This is a genomic window from Desulforamulus ruminis DSM 2154, from assembly GCF_000215085.1.
In the GTDB taxonomy this organism is placed as follows: Bacteria; Bacillota; Desulfotomaculia; order Desulfotomaculales; family Desulfotomaculaceae; genus Desulfotomaculum; species Desulfotomaculum ruminis.
Window position 1 is genome coordinate 3,452,230 of the sequence record NC_015589.1, and the last position, 21,819, is coordinate 3,474,048.

The following is a 21,819-nucleotide window of genomic DNA, read 5'->3' on the forward strand; positions in this document are numbered from 1 at the left end:
CTCTCCTTATATCGGCTCGGGCTGATAGACGATTCTACTGAACCCTAACTCCTTCGCCTGGATTATCCCTCGGGTTAGAAAATCCCCCATTTGTTCATAAAAAACGGTATTTCCTTTTTGGAATATCCGCCATTCTTTATGGTTGCCGGCAACCTGTCCGCTGCGGTCATGCATCATCAGCCGGTGAAACCGGCATTGCCCGCTGCAGCTTTTACCGGTGGCATTAAATTTTTGCTGAGCGGCCAAGCCCCAGGAGCCAAAAAGACAAGCCCGGCCCGAAGTAATACAGCCATAGGGTATATACAAGCTTAACTGATATCCCCAGCGTTCTAAATCAGGGGGAAATCCCTGAAAAGTATGGTCCAGCTCAATCCGGGTGACATTTAAACCTTTTAATAATTTTTGCATGTAGGGCCCTGACAGGCTGCTGTTGCGAAAGGGTTGCATTTGGTTGGAATTTTCTTCTTTTATAAAACGGTTTATCCGGGGGTCCCGAAGAATTTTATTCATCAGCCTCCCTAAAATCGGCGTTAGTGTGGGAAACCTTTTGTTTAGCAGGTATAATACTCCCCAGTCATTAACAACGACTTCACCGGCCGGATGCACTGCGGCCAATTCCTTAAATAGAATTTCCAGCTTGCTTAAACCCTTCTCGGTGATATAGGGAGTAACCAGCGTAAAATCCAGCTTGTGCTCCCTGGCCCGCTGCATCGCTTCCCGAAGCTCTCCGGGAGTGGGTATGGCCCTTTCACAAAATTCCTGACCAAAATATAACCGATTCAGTCTGGCAGCGCCGAAGGACTCAAAGGCCCCTTTAATCCCACCTAAATCAGTACTTCCTGTTTCTTCCCGGGGATTGGATATTCTGTGTAAATCTTCTCCCCGGGTAATTCCCAGTGCCCATTCCATAGCAACACCCCAATTTAAACCTACTTAACTCATATATAGTTCCTTTCTCTATATTTAGTGATAGAAAAACAAAAAAATTCTTGGCCAAAAAGAAAAGGGCTTTAAGCCCTTTAAGACGTGCTTCATATTTTCAATGTCCTTTGCAGCAAGAGTATTTCCCTATCCTTTCCCTGTTGATTTCCATAAAAAATTCCTTGGCCGGCATCCTTTGTCACTGCAAGAGATCATTGATTAAGCAATGATCCCTTGGATCTAATTGTTCTATATTTTTCTTCTGCTCCGTATATTTTATCAAGCTTAAGGAGGTGTAAAAATGGATGACAGCAAGCTTCTTAAAATGATTCAGCGTTTTAAAAAAGATGTAATGAAAGAAATTGATGATAAAAGCCGTTTATATCAAATCAGCCCCTTGCAGCACCCCCATGGTGTACAGGATGTGACCATGCAGGCCCTGGAGTCCCTGCACTATCACTTAGAACTGGCACTTTATCGTTTTCGTTTAGGAGAAATGGATGGGATGCTGCAGCGGGGGGAAATTAATAAGGACCAGTGGAACAGTTTGGTGAATCAGATAAAAAAACCATACCTCTTTTTAGAAGAAGATTAAATTTTGATAAGCAAACCTAAAAGTCATATACCTTCATAAAAGGTATTTCAATTTTAGGTTCCATCTGCAGCACCGGATTTCTTACAACAAAATCCAGATGACAGTCACACTTGTTTTTTCCCAGCCCATAGCTGTCACCCAGGGCAAAATGAACGGTTCCTGCAGCCTTTTCATCTACGGATATGTTTCCTACCACCCGGTGGACATCCGGATTTAGACCAATGGCAAACTCGCCAATGGTTTTGATTTCTTCCGGAAAGTTCTTAATATATTTCTCAAACTCTTTGGAGCAGTGGACCAATTGCCCCTTGGAAAACTCCAGCCTAACCGGTTTGGTCGGCACCCAGGAACGGGTAACGGTGCCGTCCACCACAATAACTCCGTTGAAGGTCTCCTCAACCGGACAGGTATAGACCTCTCCATCGGGCATCTGAGATATATTGCCATTTCTGGAGATCCCATTGGCCTCTAACCAACGCCTGCCCTCTGTCGAGAAGCTTATATCGGTTCCTTGGGGAGAGGTGATTTTAAATCGTTTGGCCTGGTGAATTCTTGCCATGAGTCCGGAAATGATTGCTGCCAATGCAGGATAATCCAGGTCTCCCCAAAATTGATTATCCAGATATTCCTCCTGCCAGTCATAAAGTGAAAGGGTTTGATATCCGCTGTCCCAAAAGGACTTCCGTAACTCTTTGCACCGGTGGTAACCCTCCCGGGCAGGATGATAGAGCTCAATAACATGACTAATCTTTAGCTGTGCCGTATCCAACGGGGGGATCTCTTTGGTGGAATCCATAACCTTTACGGGATAGGGCAAAATTCCTGCAATTCGCTCGGCAATATGGCGGTTCATTTGGTAAGCCACAAGGACCCCTGTTACCTGGCTCCGGCCTGCGGTCAGAGCGTCCATAAGGTTTTTCCTGATTTTATCCATTTTCATTTAACGGTTTGCCTCCATACATGCAACAAAGTGATTCCGGTTCCATTCAACCAGGGAAGGTGTAATCTCCGCACAATGTTCTTTGGCTTGGCAGCACCGGGGGTGATAACGGCACCCTGCCAATGAATGGTCCGGGTTTGGCGGTTCTCCGCAGGAAGGGCTGTCCCAAAGGTCCGGCCCCCCTATTTTAGGTACGGCCTCAAGCAAAGCCCGGGTATAAGGGTGAAGGGGGTTATGCAGCACCTCTTTGGTGGGGCCTTCTTCAACGATTTTCCCCAAATACATCACCGCCACCCGGTGACACAAATAGTTGATCACCGATAAATTATGGGAAATAAAAAGATAGGTTAATTTTAATTCAGACTGCAATTCCAGCAACAGATTCAACACCTGGGCCTGGACTGAAACATCCAAGGCGGAGGTCGGTTCGTCCAGAATTAATAATTCAGGGTCTGTGGTAAGGGCCCGGGCCAGGGAAATGCGTTGTCTTTGGCCTCCGCTGAATTCATGGGGATGGCGATCCAGGTGTTGTTCCCCCAGTCCCACCTTGGCCAAAAGGGACACTACCCGTTCCCGCATCTCAGCCTTGGTCCACCGGCCCAATACAGCCATTGGCTCGGCAACAATCTGTCCAACCTTCATCCTGGGATCCAACGAAGAGTAGGGATCCTGGAAAATCATCTGCATGCGCGAACGCAAAGGCTTCAGTTGCTTTTCAGACATCCGGGTAATATCCGTCCCGGCCAGCAGGATACTTCCTTCCGTGGGCTCCTCCAGCCGAATGATTAAATTGGCCAGGGTACTTTTGCCGCATCCCGATTCCCCTACTAACCCCAGGGTTTCTCCTTTAGCCACTTTAAGATCAACCCCGTTAACCGCCATAATGGATTTCTTTTTGGGGCCTAATAAATTCTCTTCCACTGAAAAATGCTTTTTTAGGTTTTTAAGTTCCAGAATATATTCCATGACTATTCCTCCGATGGTGCTTCCAGCCAGCAGGTTACCTGGCGGTTAGACCCAAGGTTGACTGGTATGGGCTTTTGTTTAAAGCACTTCTCTTTGCTTAGGGCACATCTGGGATGAAACCGGCACCCCTGAATCTGAGCAAAGGCATCCGGCACCGTACCGGGGATGGACTCCAGCTTCTGTTGGTCGCCGGCCGTTAGCTTTGGCACCGTGGGCAGCAGGGCCCGGGTGTAAGGGTGACGGGGAGACAGCAGGATTTGAGAGACCTCTCCCATTTCTACAATTTCTCCTGCATACATCACTGCAACCCGGGAGCAGGTTTGGGCCACCACTCCCAAATCATGGGTTATCAGCAAAACGGATGTGCCCATTTCCAGGGCAGCCTCTTTCATTAACCGCAGGATTTGGGCCTGAATGGTTACATCCAGGGCGGTGGTGGGCTCATCTGCAATTAACAGACTGGGCTCACAGCATAAAGCACCGGCAATCATGACCCTTTGCCGCATCCCGCCGCTTAGTTGGTGAGGATAGCTGGAGAAGGTTCTCTCCGGGTCTGTTATCTGCACCCGGCTGAGCATCTTTAAAGCCTTTTCCCGGGCTTCTTTTTTCGTTATTTTTTGGTGGGCCAGCAGAACATCCATGATTTGTTTGCCAATGGTAAAGGCGGGATTTAAGCTGGTCATGGGTTCCTGAAAAATCATGGAGATGTGTTTGCCCCGGATGCTGCGCATTTCCTGCGGGGTTTTACAAATAAGATTCTGCCCTTTAAAAAAGATGTCTCCCTCCATGGCCGTCTTTTTACCACCGGGAAGCAACCGCAGTACGGAAAGAGCCGTTATGGATTTGCCCGATCCGGATTCACCCACCAAGCCCAGTATTTCTCCCGCTTTCACCTCCAAGGACACCCCGCGCAAAATCCGGGCCATCCTTTCACCGGCCGGTAAATCCACCGTCAAATTCTTTATGGCAAGAAGTGTTGTCATGTTATTCTCTCCCGGCTTATTTTTTCGATCGGGGGTCCAGGATATCCCGTACACCGTCCCCTAACAGATTAAAACCCATTACGGTAATGAAAATAAACAGTCCCGGAAATGTGGCGTACCACCATTGGTCTAAAATATAAGTACGTCCCGTGCTGATCATGGCCCCCCATTCGGGCGCCGGGGGCTGTGCCCCCAAGCCGATAAAACTGAGTGATGCGGCGATGAGGATCGCTTCTCCGATGCCCAGGGTCAACTGAATTAATACCGGTGCAATACAGTTGGGAATGATGTGTTTGGTAATAATCCATCCCGGGGTGGAGCCAAAGGAGCGCGCCGCCTTTACATACTGCTTTTCCTTTAAAGAAATAACCTGTCCCCGGGCCAGCCGCACGTAAACAGGAATTTTAACCAGGGCCACCGCCAGCATGGCGTTAACAAGGCTGGGTCCCAAAGCTGCCGCCAGGGCCATGGCCAGCACCAAAGAAGGAAAAGACAGGATGATGTCCATTATCCCCATCACCACTTGATCTTTTCTTCCCCCTCCATACCCCGCCAGGCTGCCGATGAGGATGCCCAGGGTGGCGGCAAGCAACACAATAGAGGTCCCAACACCCAGTGACAGCCTGCATCCATAAAGAACCCGGCTGTAAATATCCCGTCCCATTTCATCGGTGCCAAAAAAGTGATGGATGCTGGGTGGCTGAAGTTTTTCCGTCATATTAATGGCCACCGGACTATGGGTGGCCATGACCGGGGCCAAGGCAGCCATTGCCAGGATCATTAAAACGATGAAGCAACCCGCTAAAGTCATGGGATTTCTTTTTAAAATGTACCAGTAACCATCCAGCCTGTCTAAAACCATTGATCAATTCACCTCTCGTATTTGAGGGTCCAATATCTTATAAAGAAGGTCCACCAGCAGGTTAATTATTACATAACAAAAGGCCACGATCAGTGTGAAACCCATAATGGCGGGGAAATCAAGAAAGCTGACGGAATCCACCACATATTTCCCCATGCCCGGCCAAGCAAAAACCGTTTCTGTTATAATGGCCCCACCCAGCAGTTCCCCAAAGATCAGCCCTGCCACCGTGACGGTGGGCAGCAGCGCATTTTTTAAGGCGTATTGAAAAATAATTTTATATCTTGGCAGGCCGTTGGCTTTCGCCGTCCGGATATAATCCTGTTCCAGCACTTCCAGCATACTGGAGCGAACCTGCCTGGCGATAATGGCCAATTGAATATAAGCAAGGCAAGCGGCAGGTAAGATCATGTGATGCAGGGCGTTAAAAAACAGTCTGTTATCCCCGGTCAGCAGGCTGTCCAGCAAATACATGCCGGTAACCTCCGGAGGCGGCGCAAGAAAAACATCGATCCTTCCGGATGCCGGAAACCAATTCAGATATTTATAAAAAACCAACAGCACCATCAGCCCGGACCAAAATAAGGGTGTGGACACCCCCAGCAGAGCAATGATTCGGCTGAGGTGGTCCGCGATTTTATCCCGTTTAAGGGCGGCCAGAACCCCCAGGGGAATGCCAATGACCAGTGTCAAAAACATACTGACCAGTGTTAATTCCAGGGTAGCGGGAAAAAATGTTTTTAATTCCTCCAACACCGGCTGCTGGGTTCGGATGGAAAGTCCCAGATCACCCTGAAACAAAGCTTTCATATACTGCACATACTGGATGTAAACAGGCTGGTCCAACCCCATCTCCGCTCTCATTCTCAGCAGCGTCTCCTCACTGGCCCGCTGACCTACCAGCATCCTGGCGGGATCACCCGGTATCATATGAGAAATAATAAAAGTAAAAAGGGTCACACCCAGAAGGACCAATACCATACGGGGAATTTTCTTGATTAAATATTTTAGTAAAAACATTTTCACAGCACTCCATAGGGTTTGCGGGCCCCGCCAGGGCGGTTCCCGCAAACCATTTTAATGTCTACTTCTTCATATTTTCAAAGTTATACATACTTTCCAGCATGGGATTATAAACATAACCTTCTATGTTTTTACGCATGGGTACCAGGGAATTGTTTTGGAAAAGAAGGATATAGGGCGCTTCCTCCATCACCATGTTCTGGACCTGACGGTATAACTCCGTACGTTTTTCCTGGTCATTAATCCGGGCTGCCTCTCTTAGCAGTTGGTCAACCTGGGAATTTTGATAGAAAGCCCGGTTGCCTGCCAATCCGTGGTTTTCAGAATCAAACCAGTAATTCATAAACATGTGCGGATCCGCATAATCGGGGCTCCAGACACCCAGGCAGATATCGAAATCCGCTCGGTCCACTTTATCCCGCAGGGTGGCCCAGGCAAGCTTCTCCAACTCCACTTTTACGCCCACTTTGGAGAGATTATCCTGAATAATCAGCGCTTCCTGCTCCCACCAGGGTTTATAATCGGCATAAAGCAATTTAATTGTAAATCCCTGAGGATATCCTGCTTCAGCCAATAGTTCCTTGGATTTATTCAAATCCAGTTTATATTGTTTTACATTGGGGTCATGTCCCCAGAGTCCCTCCGGAATGGGCCCCTTGACCTGGGTGGCATTGCCCAGCATCACTCCCTGGATCATGCCGTCGTAGTCTATGGCATAGTTTAAGGCCTGACGGACTTTCACGTTATCCAGGGGCTTTTTCTGATTGTTAAGGTAGATATAATTGACCAACAGACTGGGATTCTCAATAATTTTTATATCCTGATTGCTTTTTAATTTTTCCAACTGATCAACGGGTATCCCTTCGGCAATGTCCAGATCGCCATTTTCAAGCTGCAGGCGCTGAGCGGAAGGATCCTTGACAATCTTGGCTAAAATTGTTTTGAGCTGGGGCTGACCCCCCCAGTAATTCTCTACCGCCCGCAGTTTCAAATGCTGCTCCCGGTTCCATTCAACCAGTTCGTAGGCACCGCTGCCCATGGTGTGTTCTCCCAGCCAGCCGGAGGCCATATCCCCGTCCTTCTCATGTTCCATTACCTTGGGGTTAACAATGCTGCCGGGGCTGGTGGCCAGTGTATAAAGAAAAGGCGGGAAGGGTTCTTTCAAGGTAAATTTTACGGTATATTCGTCCACCGCCTCCACACTATCCAGGGTGGTAAAGTAATCCGCAGGACCTTTGGCCATTTGCAAAACCCGGTCAAAGGAAAATTTCACAGCCTGAGCATTTAAAGGAGAACCGTCATGGAATTTTATATCCTCCCGCAGTTTAAAGGTCCACACTTTGCCGTCGGGCGTTACCTCCCAGGATTGGGCCGCCATGGGTTCCACCTCGGTGCTCCCTTTGCCGTTTTCGGTTTTATATTTTACCAGCCTGTCATAGCAGGGATAGCTGATTTTCCAGGAGGCATTGTCCATGGATACGGCAGGATCCAGGGTTGCCAGGTCCATGGACATGCCCACAACCAGTGTATCGGAGGGGGATGGGGAACCTGTCTGTTTTTTGTCCTCCCCTCCTCCGCCACAACCGCTGATCATTAGAGCCAACATCATTGCAAATACGAATAACCTCTTCATGATTTCCCTCCTCATTTCTCCCATCTTCAATAGGATAGCTTCCTTTTTAAAAAGTTGGAGGCGTCATCGCCCAAACCCCGATGGCTTCTTCGCTGCCCGGATTATAAAAACGGTGTGGAATACTACTGTCAAAATAAATACTGTCACCCTGATTTAAAATATATTGTTCACCTCCTATGCGTATACCGATGGTCCCTTGGATAACAACACCACATTCCTCACCGGGATGACTGATCAGTTCTCCCGGATGATTCCCCGGCTTCAATTTAAGCATGAGAAATTCAATTTTTCGGTTTATATCCGGAGACAATAGTTGATACAGCACATTACTCTGGGGTATTTCTATCTTCTTTTGCTTCTCCTTGCGAACCACAGCAACGCTTTTACTTTCTACCTGTTCAAAAAGATAAAAAAGCGTAATGTTTAAAGCCGAAGTTATTTTCCAAAGGGTATCCAGGGAGGGCTGCACCATCCCCCTCTCTACCTGGCTCAAAAGCCCCGGGGAAATTTGAGCTTTGCTTGATAGGTCCTTTAGGGTCATCTGCCGTTCATCCCTCAGGGTGCGGATTTTTGATCCCAATATTTTATAAAAAACATTTTGTTCGGTATCTTGAGACATCTGCCACTCACCTCAATCTCCTTTAACCAGCCATTGATTCGGTCAGTTCAAGCTGCAATTTTATTTGGGCTATATTTTTTTTAATATGGGTAAACAAACAAAACAAAAAAAAGGTCCTATATCTGCATATAGCACCTTTGCTCGCTCAACATCTTTGTTGAATATTTAATTTTAAGTTATGTTAGCATAAACCATAGGGTTTGGCAATAAAAAATTTCTCTGTTCCTTGCAGCCCTTTGCTGTTTAAAGTACAGGCCGCTTCTCTTTAATTTAAATATGGATTGTCCGGATCAGAAAATGCGGCATATCAACAACCGATCTCTACACACTTTTCAAACAAATGATTTAATCGGTCCGTTTTTAAATTCTGACCAATCACCACCGCCCGACCGATGGGTTGAGGGGAGGCTGCGGTAATTTTCCAGTCGCCGGTCACATATTCAAAATGAAGCCACTGGTCCTCTCCCGGCACAATCCCCTTGGCGCGCAGAACATAGCCCAATTGACTGTCTTTGCCGAGGAGGGTTAAAACCCGCTGCAAAGATTCGTTGCTAAAGGCTTTTGGACTTTCCCAGGACCAGCCCTGAAAAACTTCCGGTGCTGCATGCAAATGATGGGGATGTTTGCCGGAATGGCAGTTGCATTCATGATGCTGGCGGTGTTCACCTGAATGATGACAACCGCAGCCACAAGAGTGCTGCGACCCAAGGGAAATCTTTAAAGAGGGAAATTCTCGGGTGAACATAACCTCCGGAGAATGAGTTACCTCTAGAATCTGTTTGCCTTTTAAATTTTCCCAGGGTGTGGTAACCCATGCGGCAGTTGGATTTATCGGCCGGAGCATTTGCATTAACTCCCGGACTTGATCCCCTGTCAGGGCATCGTTTTTGCTCAAAACCAAGGTGCGGGCATGTTTCACCTGATCTTTAAAGAATTCACCAAAGTTGCGCAGGTAAATCTCCGCCTTCAGGGCATCCACCACGGTAATAATATGCTCAGCCGTTAATCGCTGCTGAAAGACATCCTGCTCCAGAACACTTAGAATTTCGGACAGTTTACCCACGCCGGTGGGCTCTATGATAATCCGCTGGGGTTTTACCTTATCCAGAGCCTCCAGCAGCACCTGCGTAAAGTCCCCTTTTAAAGAGCAGCAAATACAACCGGAGTATATCTCCTTCACTTCGACCTTCTGATTTGCCAGCAGTGAACCGTCAATCCCTACCTCACCATATTCATTCTCCAGCAAAAAAACCCTTTGCTCCTGATAACACTCGTCCAACAATTTGCTAATTAAAGTTGTTTTACCCGCTCCTAAAAAACCTGAAATAATATCTACCGGTACCCTCATTCATCAAGACCTCCCTGGTTGGATGTTTATTCCACAGCTCCCACAGCAATTTCCAGGTTTTTAAGATTGTCACGCATTCCGGTAAGGTAATTTTTACCTGCCGCAATCTCTTCCTCCGATAAACTTTCCAGAGGGTTCAACACCAGGGTTTCTCCCTTTACTTCATGGGCAATCACCTCGGAAACTTTGGGACTTACCAGGGTCTCAAAGAAAATATGTTTTATATTCTTCTCCCGTGCCACCTCAACAACCTCCGCCATATCTGCCGGACTGGGCTCACTTTCGGGAGACAGGCCCCGTACCGGAACTTGGGTCAGACCATAACGCTTGGCCAGGTAGCCAAAAGCTGCATGGGAAGTTACAAATTCTTTAATTTTAGCGTTGGCTAAACCTTTCTGATATTCTTCATGGAGTTTATCCAATTCTTTTTTGTAGGCCTCGGCATTGGCTTCATAAACAGCCTTGTTTTTCTCATCCGCTTTGGCCAAACCGGCTTGAATATTATCTACCATGATTTTAGCATTTACAGGGTCCAGCCAGATATGGGGGTCTTTACCACCGTGATCATGGTCATGCTCCTCAGCCTCACCGGATTCCTCATGATGGGCGGCCTCATGAGCCTCCTGTTCGTGGCCATGTTCTTCTTCGCCCTCATGTTCATGCGCCGTGCCCTCAATTAATTCAATATTTTGCCCGCCGTAAATAACAGTTACCTTGCTTTGATCAATGTTGGCCAATACCTTTTCAGCCCAGGGTTCCATGCCGGTGCCGCTAAGAATTAAAACGTCCGCCTTGGTCATTTCCGCAACGTCCTGGGGACTAGGCTCCCAGTCATGAGGTTCAGCTCCCGCCGGTACAACGTTTTTAACAATAATTTTGTCTCCCCCCACCTGCTTGGCAAAATCATAAAGGGGGTAGAAGCTGGTATAGACGGTCAATTGTTCCTTTTGCCCGGTGTTTTCAGCCGACCCGCAACCAGTCAGTAAGCCCGTAAATAACAAAACTACCAGCGCCGCAAAAAATTTTTTCACCCAAGGTTCCTCCTTTTATCCTTTTGAGGGTTTGTTAACCCGCTTGTCCGTAATTTTTACTAAACAATAATTTAAATTTTATACCACCCACCTAAATAAGAATTATTCTGATCTAATATTCATTATGAAACATTTACCCAATATATGTCAACTGCAGAAAGGAAATTAAAGAATAATTTCATGTTGTCTGATTTTGAGCAAATAGAGTTGTTTCTTGATCAGAATTTGTACCACATCCAACCTATTGCTTTTAAACTATGTTTATAAAATAATAAATCATTAAAAAGGAACCCTGAGGCTCTGTGATCCATCATTGGTTTAAGGTTATTTTAAGATTTGCATGAGACAATCAGCCTGGAGGCGATAGGTGATGAAAAAATTTCTTATTGTATACGCCATTGTTGCTCTGATTGTGAGCGGTACCATGGGGTATGAAAAATATCTGGAAACCAAACATGGCCATACTCAGGCAACGGTCGCTCCGGCCAAAAACACTACAGTAAATCCACAGGTTACGGTTAATGGTCAAAGCAACCCCAATATTCATGTCAGTACCGAAAAATCAAAGAAATAACTTAAACAAATTCTATCGACAACACCGGTTGAACAGGTCCGGACAGACGCAGAAAAAAGCCGGCACCCTTTTACGATGCCGGCTTCAACAGGACGATTAAAAGTTCGGAGTCTTCATTAAATGTGGACAGCCATACCATGCAACGCCTCCGCTGCTTCCAGCACAGCTTCAGAAAGAGTCGGATGAGCATGAATGGTCCCGGCCAATTGCTCTACGGTAGCCCCTAACTGGATGGCCAACGTTGCCTCGCCAATGAGGTCGGTTGCGTGGGGCCCCAGTATATGGACGCCCAGGATACGGTCTGTATCCGGATCGGCCAGTATTTTGACAAACCCCTCGGTTTCACCCATGGCAACCGCCTTTCCCGAAGCCATAAAGGGGAACTTGCCGGCCTTTATTTTGATGCCCCGAGCCTCGGCCTCTTGGGTTGTTAAGCCTACGCCGGCTGTTTCCGGTATGGTAAAGATGCAACTGGGCACAACGCTGTAGTCCATCTCCTTTTCCTTGCCCATGATATGATCCACAGCCACCATTCCCTGGGCGGAAGCCACATGTGCCAACTGAATTTTCCCGGTAATATCCCCAATGGCATAGATACCCGGCACGCTGGTGCGCAGCCGGCTATCCACCTGGACTGCCCCCCGGTCGTTAAACTGAACGCCCAATTCCGCCAGGCCTTGCTCTGCTAAATTCATGGTACGTCCAATGGAAATCAGTATTTTATCCGCCACCAATTCTTCGCCGTTCTCCAACAACGCCATCACTTTATCTGCGGTTTTGGTTACAGCCGTTATTTTGGACTTGGTCTTAACCGTAATGCCGCGTTTTTTCAAAATGCTTTGCATCTGTCTCTGAACATCCCGGTCTACTGTGGATAACAGGGTCGGCAGGGCTTCCACAATGGTGATCTTAACTCCCAGCTCGGCAAAGATGCAGGCAAATTCACAGCCAATCACACCGCCGCCGATAATTAACATTTCCCCGGGCAGTTCTGTCAGGTTGAGGATTTCATCGGAGGTCATCACCCGCTGTCCGTCATAGCCCAGGGCGGGAATCAAAGCCGGGCGGGTGCCGGTGGCCAAGATAATGTTTTCTGCATCTAAGACCATCTCACCGCCGTCCTTTAAGTCCACCTTAACCTGACCGGGGGCGACAATACGACCGGCGCCCTGAATCACCTCCACTTTGTTCTTCTTCAGCAGATATTGCACTCCACCCACCAGTTTGTTTACCACCTGATCCTTGCGCTCCTTCATCCGCCCATAATCCACCGCTATCTGGCCAACCTGAATCCCCAGTTCCTCCGACCGGCGGATAGCAGCCACTAAAGCGGCCTGACTTACCAGCGCTTTGGTGGGAATACATCCCCAATTTAAACATGTGCCGCCCACCTGATCTTTTTCCACCAAAGCCACTTTAGCTCCCAATTTGGCGGCCCGGATGGCTGCTACATAGCCGCCGGGCCCCCCGCCTATAATTACGATGCGATAGTTCAAGATAACACCTCCAGGTATTAATATACCTTAATAAATGGGATATTTAACACATATTTCATTCACCCTTTGCTTCAGTTCCTCTGCTTTTTCATTAAATTGATCTGAAAGAGCCGTGTTAATAATGCCGGCGACCTCGGCCATCTCCGCTTCTTTAAATCCTCGGGTGGTCACGGCCGGTGTGCCGATTCGGATGCCGCTGGTAACAAAGGGACTGAGCGGCTCAAAGGGGATGGTATTTTTATTGACGGTCACCCCAATCTCATCCAATCTTTTCTCAGCTTCTTTTCCGGTCATATTCCGATTGCGCAGATCCACCAGGATCAAGTGAGTATCCGTCCCGCCGGATACCAGGGTAAAACCGGCTTTTTGCAGTTCTTGGGCTAGAAATGAAGCATTTTTTAACACCTGTTTTTGATAATCTATAAAACCGGGTTTTAACGCTTCGCCAAAGGCAACTGCTTTGGCCGCAATCACATGCATCAGCGGTCCGCCCTGGGTACCGGGAAAAACGGCCTTGTTAACCGCCGAAGCATAATCCTTTTTACACAGAATCATGCCGCCTCTGGGTCCCCGCAAGGTTTTATGGGTGGTGGTAGTCACAAAATCAGCGTAGGGAACGGGGCTCATATGCAGGCCTGCTGCCACCAGCCCGGCAATGTGCGCCATATCCACTAAAAGGAGGGCACCCACTTCATCGGCAATTTCCCTGAACCTTTGAAAATCAATGGTCCTGGGATAGGCGCTGGTGCCTGCCACGATCATTTTGGGTCTGTATTCCCGGGCCAGGGCCGCAATTTTTTCATAATCCAGCCGGTGGGTTTCGGGATCCACACCATAGGACTTTACTTCAAAGTAGGAACCGGATACATTGGCCGGACTGCCGTGGGTTAGATGCCCTCCATCATTCAAATTTTGCCCCATAATCTTGTCCCCGGGTTTTAGAACCGCAAAGTACACGGCAAAATTGGCCTGAGCCCCGGAATGGGGCTGCACATTAATATGTTCCCCGCCAAATAATTTCTGGGCTCTTTGTATGGCTAGATTCTCCATCTTATCCACATATTCGCAACCGCCATAATATCTTTTACCCGGGTAACCTTCCGCATATTTATTGGTTAAGACACTGCCCTGAGCCGCCATCACCACCTGGGAGGTAAAATTCTCCGAAGCAATTAATTCAATCTTACGATTTTGACGCATCCTTTCCAATTCTACAATTTCAGCCGCTTCGGGATCTTGCATTAAGTAGTTCACTATTTTCTTCCCCCTTTTTATCATCCTTGGTTATTTAAGCTTCGCCCTTAGGCAGGGCTGCCTTACTGCCTTTCATCCAAGTTTCCTACCGTCAGGATCCCTCCTGCCCTTTCTCCCTTGGGCCCTAATGAACAGGATTTTCAATATGTATCAACCTCCCTCCCAAAGGATTTGTTCTTGACTGCAAAATAAAAGGACAGAGGAAACAGTCTTTGCTGTTTCCTCTGTCCTTTAACCTGAAAGATTCACCTCTTGCGAAGCTATCCCCTTGGGTGTTTCATAAAACTTGCCGCCTCATGAAAACTCTCCAGAGTATCGTCTGAATACAGTACTTTTACCTGAGAGTTTCAAAACCGGTTTCGCTTCACCGCTCCTTTACTCCTTCGGCGCCTCAGCCAGAGGTCTCTCCCGTATTCTTCATCCGATTTTATTTGGTTTTATATGGTCGGGTGCTTAATTAAGCCAAATCTTTTAAGAAGATTTTTACCGCACGGCCTTTTTGCCGTTCTCAATATCCTTTGTAACAGATATTTTATTATATCATAATGATCCCTGTCTGTCTTATCAAAATCATTGCTGGGTTTTGTGTGGGCAACACCGGCTAGATGCAAAGGATTTCTCTTTCTAACACGAACTGCATTCAAACTTAACATAGAAGGTGGTTCCTTTGGGTCCGGTATCAATACTGATGGTGGCATTGTGACGGGCGGCAATACTGTAACAAATACCAAGCCCTAAACCCGTTCCGTAGTCTTTTGTGGTAAAGAAAGGGGTTCCCAGCTTTTCTAAATACTCCGGTTTAATTCCCTCGCCCTGGTCCTGGACCACCAGCACCAGGTGATTGGGGTCCCTATAGGTTCTGATGGTTAAATAACCCCCACTCTGCTGCATTGCCTCCAAGCCATTACGGCACAGATTTAATATGAGCTGACGGATTTCATTTTCATTTAATAAGATATCCGGTATCTCGCTGATATCAATCTGCAGGTTTTTGTCCTGATTGGCAGCATCCGCTTTAATTAAAGGGATCAAGCTGCTAATAATATGATTAAGATTTTGTACTTCCAAGCCTGTGGGCTTGCTTCTGCCAATGGATAAAAACTCAGTAATAATTAAGTTCGCCCGGTCCAGCTCTTCAATCATTAAGTCGTAATAACTTTTATATCGGCTCTCTTTTTCACGCAGCATCTGTAAGAACCCCCGGATGGTTGTCATGGGATTTCTTACTTCATGACTGATGCCGGCAGCCATTTCCCCGATTAAATTTAATCGGTCTAATTTTATTAATTCATTTTCATAACGTTTTCTCTCAGTGATATCCTGCATAATCCCCTGGATGGCATAGGATTTGCCTTCTTCATCAAACAGCAATTCAGCATGCTCCTGAACCCAAACCACTTGACCATTACGATGCACCATACGGTACTCAGAGACAAAATCAGTTTTATTTGCAACGCTGTTTCGGAATTCTTCTTCCACACGCTCTTTGTCTTCTATAAAGATGTATTCCATCCAAATCTTCGGTTTACCAAGCCATTCCTCAGCAAAAAATCCTAATACCTTATGTAAATACGGATTAATATAGATGGGCTTTTGATCGGGTAATTGTGAGAGATAAACCACCACTGGCAATTGCTCAACCAATGATTTATATTTTCGTTCTGCATTCTCCAGCTTTTTTGCATACTTTTCTAAAGATATAATCATTTCATCAAAGGATTTTGCTAATAAACCAATCTCACCGTCATAGGGTAAGTTGGTCCTTACATTCAAGTTGGCCGAAGACAGTTCCTTGGTTACTTTTACCAGATTATTCAAGGGTCTCAATAGATGCAAAGTTCCACTAATTAGAATTAAAGCTACGGAGGCTAAGGTAACAATAATAATGACGGTAATGTTTTTTTGCAATATACCGTTGGAGGTAGTATATACTACATGCTTGGGAATACCGGAATAAATGTATAAAGCTCTATCATTGTTAGGAAAGCTACTTAAGGGAGTAAAGGAATAAATTCTCTCTGTTCCATCAACCCCCAAGGCTTGTATGCTTTTTACATTACCCTTAACCACAGCATCTCTTAAGGCCTCGGGAACCGTTCTCCCTGTCCAGCGATCATTATCGGGAAAGCGGGCCAGGATTTTTCCCTTTCCATCACATAAAGTTAAGCTGGAACCTTCAGGTAGCTTGTACTGCCAGGCAATATCGGTAAGATAACTTAATTTGAGCCCGGTAAAAAGAACCCCGTTCACCTTTCCATTATGGTCCATAACGGGATAACAAAAGGTAATCACCGTTTGACCGGTTATCGGTCCCACATAATATTCTCCAATAGAGAACCTACCGGTTTGCAATGCCCGTTGGAATGCGGGCCTTGCAAAAAAATTGAGTGGTTCCGTAGATTGAGGGGCGCTGCAAATTAGATTACCTTTTACATCAAGCATCCCTATAATAGAATATTCGGGATGTTCCGCAAGTAACGAACGATATAGTTCATTACTCCAATCTATATTTAGCACTTGAGGATTTAAAGCCAAGAGTTGCAGCATTTGTTTGGTGCATTTTATAGTTCTATTGTAATTTTCAGTAGCCTGAGTGACTAATCGCTTGGTATTCTCTTGGGCTTGCGTTACTTCCACCTTACGATATTCTGAAAACGTATATGACAGTAAGAGAATCACCGGCATAATAATTACTAGAACCAAAGTAATTAATTTACTCTTAATACTAGCCTTGCTGAATCTTCTTATCATTTTAAACCTCATCGTTTTAATATGTAAAAAATTTACAATAAATTAATAATTTTCAAAAAAAAAATATATCACTGGAAGTCCACAATAATCAAGGATAAAGGCAGTCGATTTATGTCGCGTAGTTAAAAAATAAGTTGAAGCATTACTCTAAATGTGTTTTCAAGTCTATTTTTAAGAAAAGAAAAGGAAGGTTTAACGCCTTCCCTTCTTTTACTTTCTATGCTTTTTAAACTGAAGGACAAGGTTTTAATGCTATTTTAAAATTAAAGTCCACAGTTTTTCGTTAATTTATAGTTAGAATACTACTACTATAAGAGCTGAAATTCATTTTTGTGCTTTTTTTCACCTTGAGGATCCTATAGTAAATATAGATGAAGAAAATCAAAATGTAAAGGTATACAAACCGACCACTTCACCGCTTTTTCGACCTTTTAGTGATGTCAATGAAAAAAACCAGTTAGTGACAACCCCCAAATTATATTCTTCTCAGCACTAATCAAAAAAATTGCCGCCACCTCTGCTAGCCTTTTTCCTCCTTCTCCTTTAGTAGACCATAATACTTATTCAGCACTCTGTTCAATTCCTCACTGGCCTCAACTACCTCAGGGTCGGTCAATAGCTTACCCTCACTCTCATTGTGCAGCTTCCTTCTTAGTTCGTCGATGAGTCGCAAAATGCCCTTCAGATCCTGTGGCATACCGATCCCTCCCAAGGTTTTGATATAGCATGCCCGGTGGAAAAATAAGAAAACCCTGTCCTGCAACATTTTGGCCACAAAACAATAAAAAGCTCACCCTTCTTGGGGTAAGCTTTTTCTGAATCTCTCTATAATTGGTGCCCGGGGCCGGGGTCGAACCGGCACGGTCGTGAAACCGCAGGATTTTAAGTCCTGTGCGTCTGCCTATTCCGCCACCCGGGCAAAGATTTTCTGTTTTTGAGTATAACAACTGCCGAGGGTATTTGTCAATAATTCGATTCCAAAGGGAATAAAATGGCGGAGCTGACGGGAGTCGAACCCGCGATCTCCTGCGTGACAGGCAGGCATGTTAGGCCACTACACCACAGCTCCAAAAAAGTGGAGCGGAAGACGGGATTCGAACCCGCGACCCTCGCCTTGGCAAGGCGATGCTCTACCACTGAGCCACTTCCGCACTTCTCGCGACAAATATTAATATATCATACCGGATACAAGCAAGTCAATATCCAACCGATAGAGTTACTCCCTATATCTACGATTAAAACCAATGATGGTGGCGGCTAAAGCAGCGGTTACCGCGAGAAACATAAAAATTAAATCGGTTCTGCTTAACTGGCTATAAAAGTTTAACATTGAGTCCATAGAAACACATCCTGATCTTTTTATTGAGTATACCATTACTTTCCTGTTGGTAAAAGTATAACCCTACTTGCTACCATTAACACACACAAAATATTTACTTAACTTTCTTAATATGGAAGGAATTTCCTTTTTGGTGCAGAATCTTTTATTTAAAGTGGTAAAAGGAGGTTTTCATGGATGTTATTCAGACAGTACCGGGACATTGTAGATAGGATCAGCCGGTTGGATAAACCCTTGTCTATGTTGACCCGATCAGAAAGAAACGAAGTCCTGGATCTATCTGTGCGGCAGGAAGAGCTGGAAAAACATATCGGCGAACAGGTGCAAAAGGGTTTTCGGGATTTGCGCAACGGTCTGGAGGTTGTATCCGAATGGGTTCAATTAATGGAAGAAGACAGCATTAAAGCCCTGGGAGTGGAGGGAACTCCGGAAGAAGTATTGGCCCTGGAGGAAACCTTGGTTCAACTTCATTCCCTGAACACTCAAATATCCGCCCTCACACTGGCGCAGTATCCGTCCTGTAAAGAGGCCGTGAATAATAAGGATGGAATAAAAGCGAGGACTCCGGAATCTGTTGAAGAAAAACCCCTGCTGCCGGTTATACAGTCCACCATTGAGATGGAAGATAAAGAAGGGGTCATCTCCAGAGTTCTTAAAGAGGTTTCCCACACAGTTTATGACGCAGCGCCAACCTTTCATACCGAAATTTTTAATGAACCAAGAATCGCCATACAAAAAAGCCGGCCTAAAAAGAGAAAAAGGCTGTAAGAAGTTCGGTTTCGCCGAACTTCTTCTTATCCCACTAATAAAAAACACCTGCTATAGCAGGTGGTGTGAACAATATAATGGAGGCGGCACCCAGATTTGAACTGGGGAATGGAGGATTTGCAGTCCTCTGCCTTACCACTTGGCTATGCCGCCATAACAAGTGGAGCGGAAGACGGGATTCGAACCCGCGACCCTCGCCTTGGCAAGGCGATGCTCTACCACTGAGCCACTTCCGCCTGTTTAAAATGGTGCCTCGAGCCGGAATCGAACCAGCGACACGCGGATTTTCAGTCCGCTGCTCTACCAACTGAGCTATCGAGGCGCTGACAATTATAAAATTTATCATAATTTAAAACTTAAATCAAGACCGATTTTTTACCATTACAGGATTATGAACCGGTACTGCCGAATCCTCCTCGACCTCTCTCGGTTTCACTGAGTTCTTCGCATTCAACCAGTTCAATATCCGGCAGTGTATGAATAATCGCCTGGGCAATTCGATCGCCGGCCTGGAAAAATACTTCATGGGTTCCGGCATTGTACATTAAAATCATGACTTCACCCCGGTAGTCCGAATCCACAACACCCACCGCATTGCTCAAAGTAATGCCATGTTTTTTAGCATTGCCGCTGCGGGGGTAAATAAGCATGACATAACCGGGGGGAATCTCAAAAGCCAACCCTGTATGGGTTGTGTAATGCTCCCCTGGCCGGATGGAGAAGTCCTCAATGCAGTGTAGATCAAAGCCCGCGCTCTCAACGGTGGCCCTTTTAGGGACAACAGCCAGAGCGTGAAGCTTTTTTACTTTAACCAGACTACTTTTAAAAACAAACCACTTACAACGTCTAAAGGGATAAAGAGCTTCATCCCTGGTAATTTTTATTTCTTGTTTTTCACATTTGTAGTCTCCGCGAATAATTTCAACCCCGTACTTGCACCGCTTGCAGGTTTCAAGCATCCCCATAAACACTCCTTAAAAAGACAACATTTTGTGATATTTATCACTTCGACACAAAAGTCTCTTTTCTCCTGCTAATTCAGAAAATTAATAAAAAAATTCTTATTAAAAATTCCAAGTTTGTGAATCATAATACAAATCTAATCCATTATATTATTCGTGTTCAACGATTGATCGTTTTTTTCATAAAAAGATTTCACAATACACACACCCGGTTGTGTAAATAGCAACCGGGTGTTTTAGGCATAAAATTTCCTATTAGAAAATTTGCTTGGCGTAAACCATCCCTGTATGTCCACAACCGGCTGTCCATAAAAAGGAAGAATAATGCTACAATAAAAAAACACCGTTTGACAGGTGTTTCATTTAACTGGAGGCGGCACCCAGATTTGAACTGGGGAATGGAGGATTTGCAGTCCTCTGCCTTACCACTTGGCTATGCCGCCAGATAAAAATGGAGCGGAAGACGGGATTCGAACCCGCGACCCTCGCCTTGGCAAGGCGATGCTCTACCACTGAGCCACTTCCGCATGTTTAAGATGGTGCCTCGAGCCGGAATCGAACCAGCGACACGCGGATTTTCAGTCCGCTGCTCTACCAACTGAGCTATCGAGGCATATGTTTGATATGGCGGAGCTGACGGGAGTCGAACCCGCGATCTCCTGCGTGACAGGCAGGCATGTTAGGCCACTACACCACAGCTCCAGAAAGCAGCGCTCGCCGCTGACATTGATAAGTATACAAAAACTGCATTGATAAGTCAAATGAATTTTTCTTTTACGTTAAGAATTTTTAACCTCAATTTTTCTACCGGATAAAGTTATGGCTGACAAGGCACCAAGGGTTACCAACCGTGGCGGAATGACTTGCAACCTTGCCAGCCTCTAATAGCATACAGTCAATGATTTTTTTATTACTCTTTGATCAGTTCCCGAACAAAGTTTGGTAATACAAAGGCCGCTTTGTGGATTTCAGGATTGTAATAGCGGGTGGGATAGCCTGGCCAATTGCTCAAGTCAACGGTCTCGGGGTCGTACTTCTTGCAACCCATGGTAAAACTCCAGCATCCGCCGGGATAGGTAGGAATAAAGGCTAAATAGAGCTTGGTTATGGGATAGAGTGCCCGAAGATTCTTTTGGATTTGCGGGATCAATTCTTCATTATAATAGGGGGATTCTGTTTGGGCTACAAAAATACCGTCTTCCTTCAAAGAATCGTAGCAGCTTTTATAAAAATTGCTTTCAAACAGTCCTACAGCAGGACCGATGGGGTCAGTGGAGTCAACAATAATCACATCAAATTCATTTTTATGCTCATTTACATACTTAATGCCATCTTCATAAAGGACTTCCACTTTCGGGTCATCCAGCCCGCAGGCAATTTCCGGCAGGTATTCTTTGGACGTTTCCACTACACGACGGTCAATTTCAACCAATACAGCCTTTTCGACTTTGGGATGTTTGATAATTTCACGAATCGCCCCACCGTCTCCACCACCAATGACCAACACTTTTTGGGGATTGGGATGTGTATTTAATGCTACATGGCTGATCATTTCATGGTAAACAAACTCATCTTTAATATTGGTCATTATAATGTTATCCAAAAAAAGCATACGCCCGAAAATGGGGGTATCCACAATGGCCAGATCTTGGAAATCGGTTTTTTCCCTGTGTAAAACTTTATTCACCTTTACACTGAGGGCTAAACCAGGAACCGTATCTTTTTCAGTAAACCATAACTCCATGAAACAAATA

At 45.8% G+C, this 21,819-nt stretch carries 20 protein-coding genes, 10 tRNA genes and 1 riboswitch; of the genes, 3 read left to right on the plus strand and 27 right to left on the minus strand.

Translation table 11 applies throughout. From position 1 onward, the window contains the following. Nucleotides 1-6 precede the first annotated feature (6 nt). Nucleotides 7-909, minus strand: a complete 903-nt coding sequence (locus tag DESRU_RS17080; protein WP_013843339.1) for a hypothetical protein — start codon at nt 907-909, stop codon at nt 7-9. 313 nt (nt 910-1,222) lie between these two features. On the opposite strand from DESRU_RS17080, the gene DESRU_RS17085 reads away from it, so the two are divergent. Continuing rightward, a complete protein-coding gene (locus DESRU_RS17085) occupies nt 1,223-1,516 on the plus strand; it encodes a hypothetical protein (protein WP_013843340.1) in 294 nt (97 codons plus the stop codon). A 16-nt stretch (nt 1,517-1,532) separates the two neighbouring features. On the opposite strand, the gene DESRU_RS17090 is transcribed toward DESRU_RS17085, so the two are convergent. From DESRU_RS17090 to DESRU_RS17130, 9 genes are all read right to left on the minus strand, one after another. After that, complete coding sequence (locus tag DESRU_RS17090) at nt 1,533-2,456, minus strand: aminopeptidase (RefSeq protein ID WP_013843341.1); 924 nt, start codon at nt 2,454-2,456, stop codon at nt 1,533-1,535. After that, nucleotides 2,457-3,422, minus strand: coding sequence for an ABC transporter ATP-binding protein (locus tag DESRU_RS17095; protein ID WP_013843342.1), 966 nt, complete (start codon nt 3,420-3,422; stop codon nt 2,457-2,459). A gap of 2 nt (nt 3,423-3,424) precedes the next feature. After that, nucleotides 3,425-4,405: an ABC transporter ATP-binding protein gene (locus tag DESRU_RS17100; RefSeq protein ID WP_013843343.1), complete on the minus strand. Its 981-nt coding sequence runs from the start codon at nt 4,403-4,405 to the stop codon at nt 3,425-3,427. A 16-nt stretch (nt 4,406-4,421) separates the two neighbouring features. Next, the gene (locus DESRU_RS17105) at nt 4,422-5,267 is read right to left on the minus strand and encodes an ABC transporter permease subunit (protein WP_013843344.1); all 846 of its coding nucleotides are present in this window, start codon (nt 5,265-5,267) and stop codon (nt 4,422-4,424) included. A 3-nt stretch (nt 5,268-5,270) separates the two neighbouring features. Beyond that, a complete protein-coding gene (locus DESRU_RS17110; protein WP_013843345.1) occupies nt 5,271-6,287 on the minus strand; it encodes an ABC transporter permease in 1,017 nt (338 codons plus the stop codon). Between the two features lie 64 nt (nt 6,288-6,351). Then, nucleotides 6,352-7,923 carry an ABC transporter substrate-binding protein gene (locus DESRU_RS17115; protein WP_013843346.1) on the minus strand — a complete coding sequence of 524 codons (1,572 nt, stop codon included), beginning with the start codon at nt 7,921-7,923 and terminating at the stop codon, nt 6,352-6,354. Nucleotides 7,924-7,969: 46 nt separating this feature from the next. Beyond that, nucleotides 7,970-8,542, minus strand: coding sequence for a helix-turn-helix domain-containing protein (locus tag DESRU_RS17120; protein ID WP_013843347.1), 573 nt, complete (start codon nt 8,540-8,542; stop codon nt 7,970-7,972). Nucleotides 8,543-8,849: 307 nt separating this feature from the next. Continuing rightward, nucleotides 8,850-9,890: a CobW family GTP-binding protein gene (locus DESRU_RS17125; protein ID WP_013843348.1), complete on the minus strand. Its 1,041-nt coding sequence runs from the start codon at nt 9,888-9,890 to the stop codon at nt 8,850-8,852. Nucleotides 9,891-9,916: 26 nt separating this feature from the next. Then, nucleotides 9,917-10,921, minus strand: a complete 1,005-nt coding sequence (locus tag DESRU_RS17130) for a metal ABC transporter substrate-binding protein (protein WP_013843349.1) — start codon at nt 10,919-10,921, stop codon at nt 9,917-9,919. Nucleotides 10,922-11,291: 370 nt separating this feature from the next. On the opposite strand from DESRU_RS17130, the gene DESRU_RS17135 reads away from it, so the two are divergent. Then, nucleotides 11,292-11,495 carry a hypothetical protein gene (locus DESRU_RS17135; RefSeq protein WP_013843350.1) on the plus strand — a complete coding sequence of 68 codons (204 nt, stop codon included), beginning with the start codon at nt 11,292-11,294 and terminating at the stop codon, nt 11,493-11,495. Between the two features lie 116 nt (nt 11,496-11,611). Here DESRU_RS17135 and lpdA read toward each other — a convergent pair whose 3' ends face one another. The 8 genes from lpdA to DESRU_RS21560 all read right to left on the minus strand — a co-directional run bounded on the left by lpdA (nt 11,612) and on the right by DESRU_RS21560 (nt 18,335). After that, entirely contained in the window at nt 11,612-12,991 is a 1,380-nt protein-coding gene (gene lpdA / locus DESRU_RS17140; RefSeq protein WP_013843351.1) for a dihydrolipoyl dehydrogenase, read from the minus strand. Between the two features lie 27 nt (nt 12,992-13,018). After that, entirely contained in the window at nt 13,019-14,269 is a 1,251-nt protein-coding gene (locus DESRU_RS17145; RefSeq protein ID WP_041275470.1) for a serine hydroxymethyltransferase, read from the minus strand. A gap of 292 nt (nt 14,270-14,561) precedes the next feature. After that, a riboswitch (glycine riboswitch) is annotated at nt 14,562-14,666 on the minus strand. 203 nt (nt 14,667-14,869) lie between these two features. Then, nucleotides 14,870-17,008: a cache domain-containing protein gene (locus tag DESRU_RS20015; RefSeq protein WP_081462039.1), complete on the minus strand. Its 2,139-nt coding sequence runs from the start codon at nt 17,006-17,008 to the stop codon at nt 14,870-14,872. A 508-nt stretch (nt 17,009-17,516) separates the two neighbouring features. Beyond that, nucleotides 17,517-17,693 (minus strand): aspartyl-phosphate phosphatase Spo0E family protein, encoded by a 177-nt coding sequence (locus tag DESRU_RS20635; RefSeq protein ID WP_013843354.1) that lies wholly within the window; start codon nt 17,691-17,693, stop codon nt 17,517-17,519. 135 nt (nt 17,694-17,828) lie between these two features. Next, nucleotides 17,829-17,915: transfer RNA gene (locus DESRU_RS17155), tRNA-Leu, on the minus strand. A gap of 73 nt (nt 17,916-17,988) precedes the next feature. Further along, nucleotides 17,989-18,065, minus strand: a tRNA-Asp gene (locus tag DESRU_RS17160). A gap of 7 nt (nt 18,066-18,072) precedes the next feature. Further along, a tRNA-Gly gene (locus tag DESRU_RS17165) sits at nt 18,073-18,147 on the minus strand. Between the two features lie 65 nt (nt 18,148-18,212). Further along, a complete protein-coding gene (locus DESRU_RS21560) occupies nt 18,213-18,335 on the minus strand; it encodes a hypothetical protein (protein WP_013843355.1) in 123 nt (40 codons plus the stop codon). A gap of 177 nt (nt 18,336-18,512) precedes the next feature. Here DESRU_RS21560 and DESRU_RS17170 point away from each other — a divergent pair, with 177 nt between their 5' ends. Next, complete coding sequence (locus DESRU_RS17170) at nt 18,513-19,103, plus strand: hypothetical protein (RefSeq protein WP_013843356.1); 591 nt, start codon at nt 18,513-18,515, stop codon at nt 19,101-19,103. A 78-nt stretch (nt 19,104-19,181) separates the two neighbouring features. On the opposite strand, the gene DESRU_RS17175 is transcribed toward DESRU_RS17170, so the two are convergent. The 9 genes from DESRU_RS17175 to speE all read right to left on the minus strand — a co-directional run bounded on the left by DESRU_RS17175 (nt 19,182) and on the right by speE (nt 21,809). After that, nucleotides 19,182-19,256 (minus strand) — tRNA-Cys (locus DESRU_RS17175). Between the two features lie 8 nt (nt 19,257-19,264). Further along, nucleotides 19,265-19,339: transfer RNA gene (locus tag DESRU_RS17180), tRNA-Gly, on the minus strand. Nucleotides 19,340-19,349: 10 nt separating this feature from the next. Next, nucleotides 19,350-19,425: transfer RNA gene (locus DESRU_RS17185), tRNA-Phe, on the minus strand. Nucleotides 19,426-19,492: 67 nt separating this feature from the next. Next, on the minus strand, nt 19,493-20,062 hold the full coding sequence (gene dut / locus DESRU_RS17190) for a dUTP diphosphatase (protein WP_143758812.1): 570 nt from the start codon (nt 20,060-20,062) through the stop codon (nt 19,493-19,495). Nucleotides 20,063-20,433: 371 nt separating this feature from the next. Next, nucleotides 20,434-20,508: transfer RNA gene (locus DESRU_RS17195), tRNA-Cys, on the minus strand. A gap of 9 nt (nt 20,509-20,517) precedes the next feature. Next, nucleotides 20,518-20,592: transfer RNA gene (locus tag DESRU_RS17200), tRNA-Gly, on the minus strand. A gap of 10 nt (nt 20,593-20,602) precedes the next feature. Next, a tRNA-Phe gene (locus DESRU_RS17205) sits at nt 20,603-20,678 on the minus strand. Between the two features lie 12 nt (nt 20,679-20,690). Beyond that, nucleotides 20,691-20,767 (minus strand) — tRNA-Asp (locus DESRU_RS17210). A 208-nt stretch (nt 20,768-20,975) separates the two neighbouring features. After that, nucleotides 20,976-21,809, minus strand: coding sequence for a polyamine aminopropyltransferase (gene speE, locus DESRU_RS17215; RefSeq protein ID WP_013843358.1), 834 nt, complete (start codon nt 21,807-21,809; stop codon nt 20,976-20,978). Between the last annotated feature and the right edge of the window lie 10 nt (nt 21,810-21,819).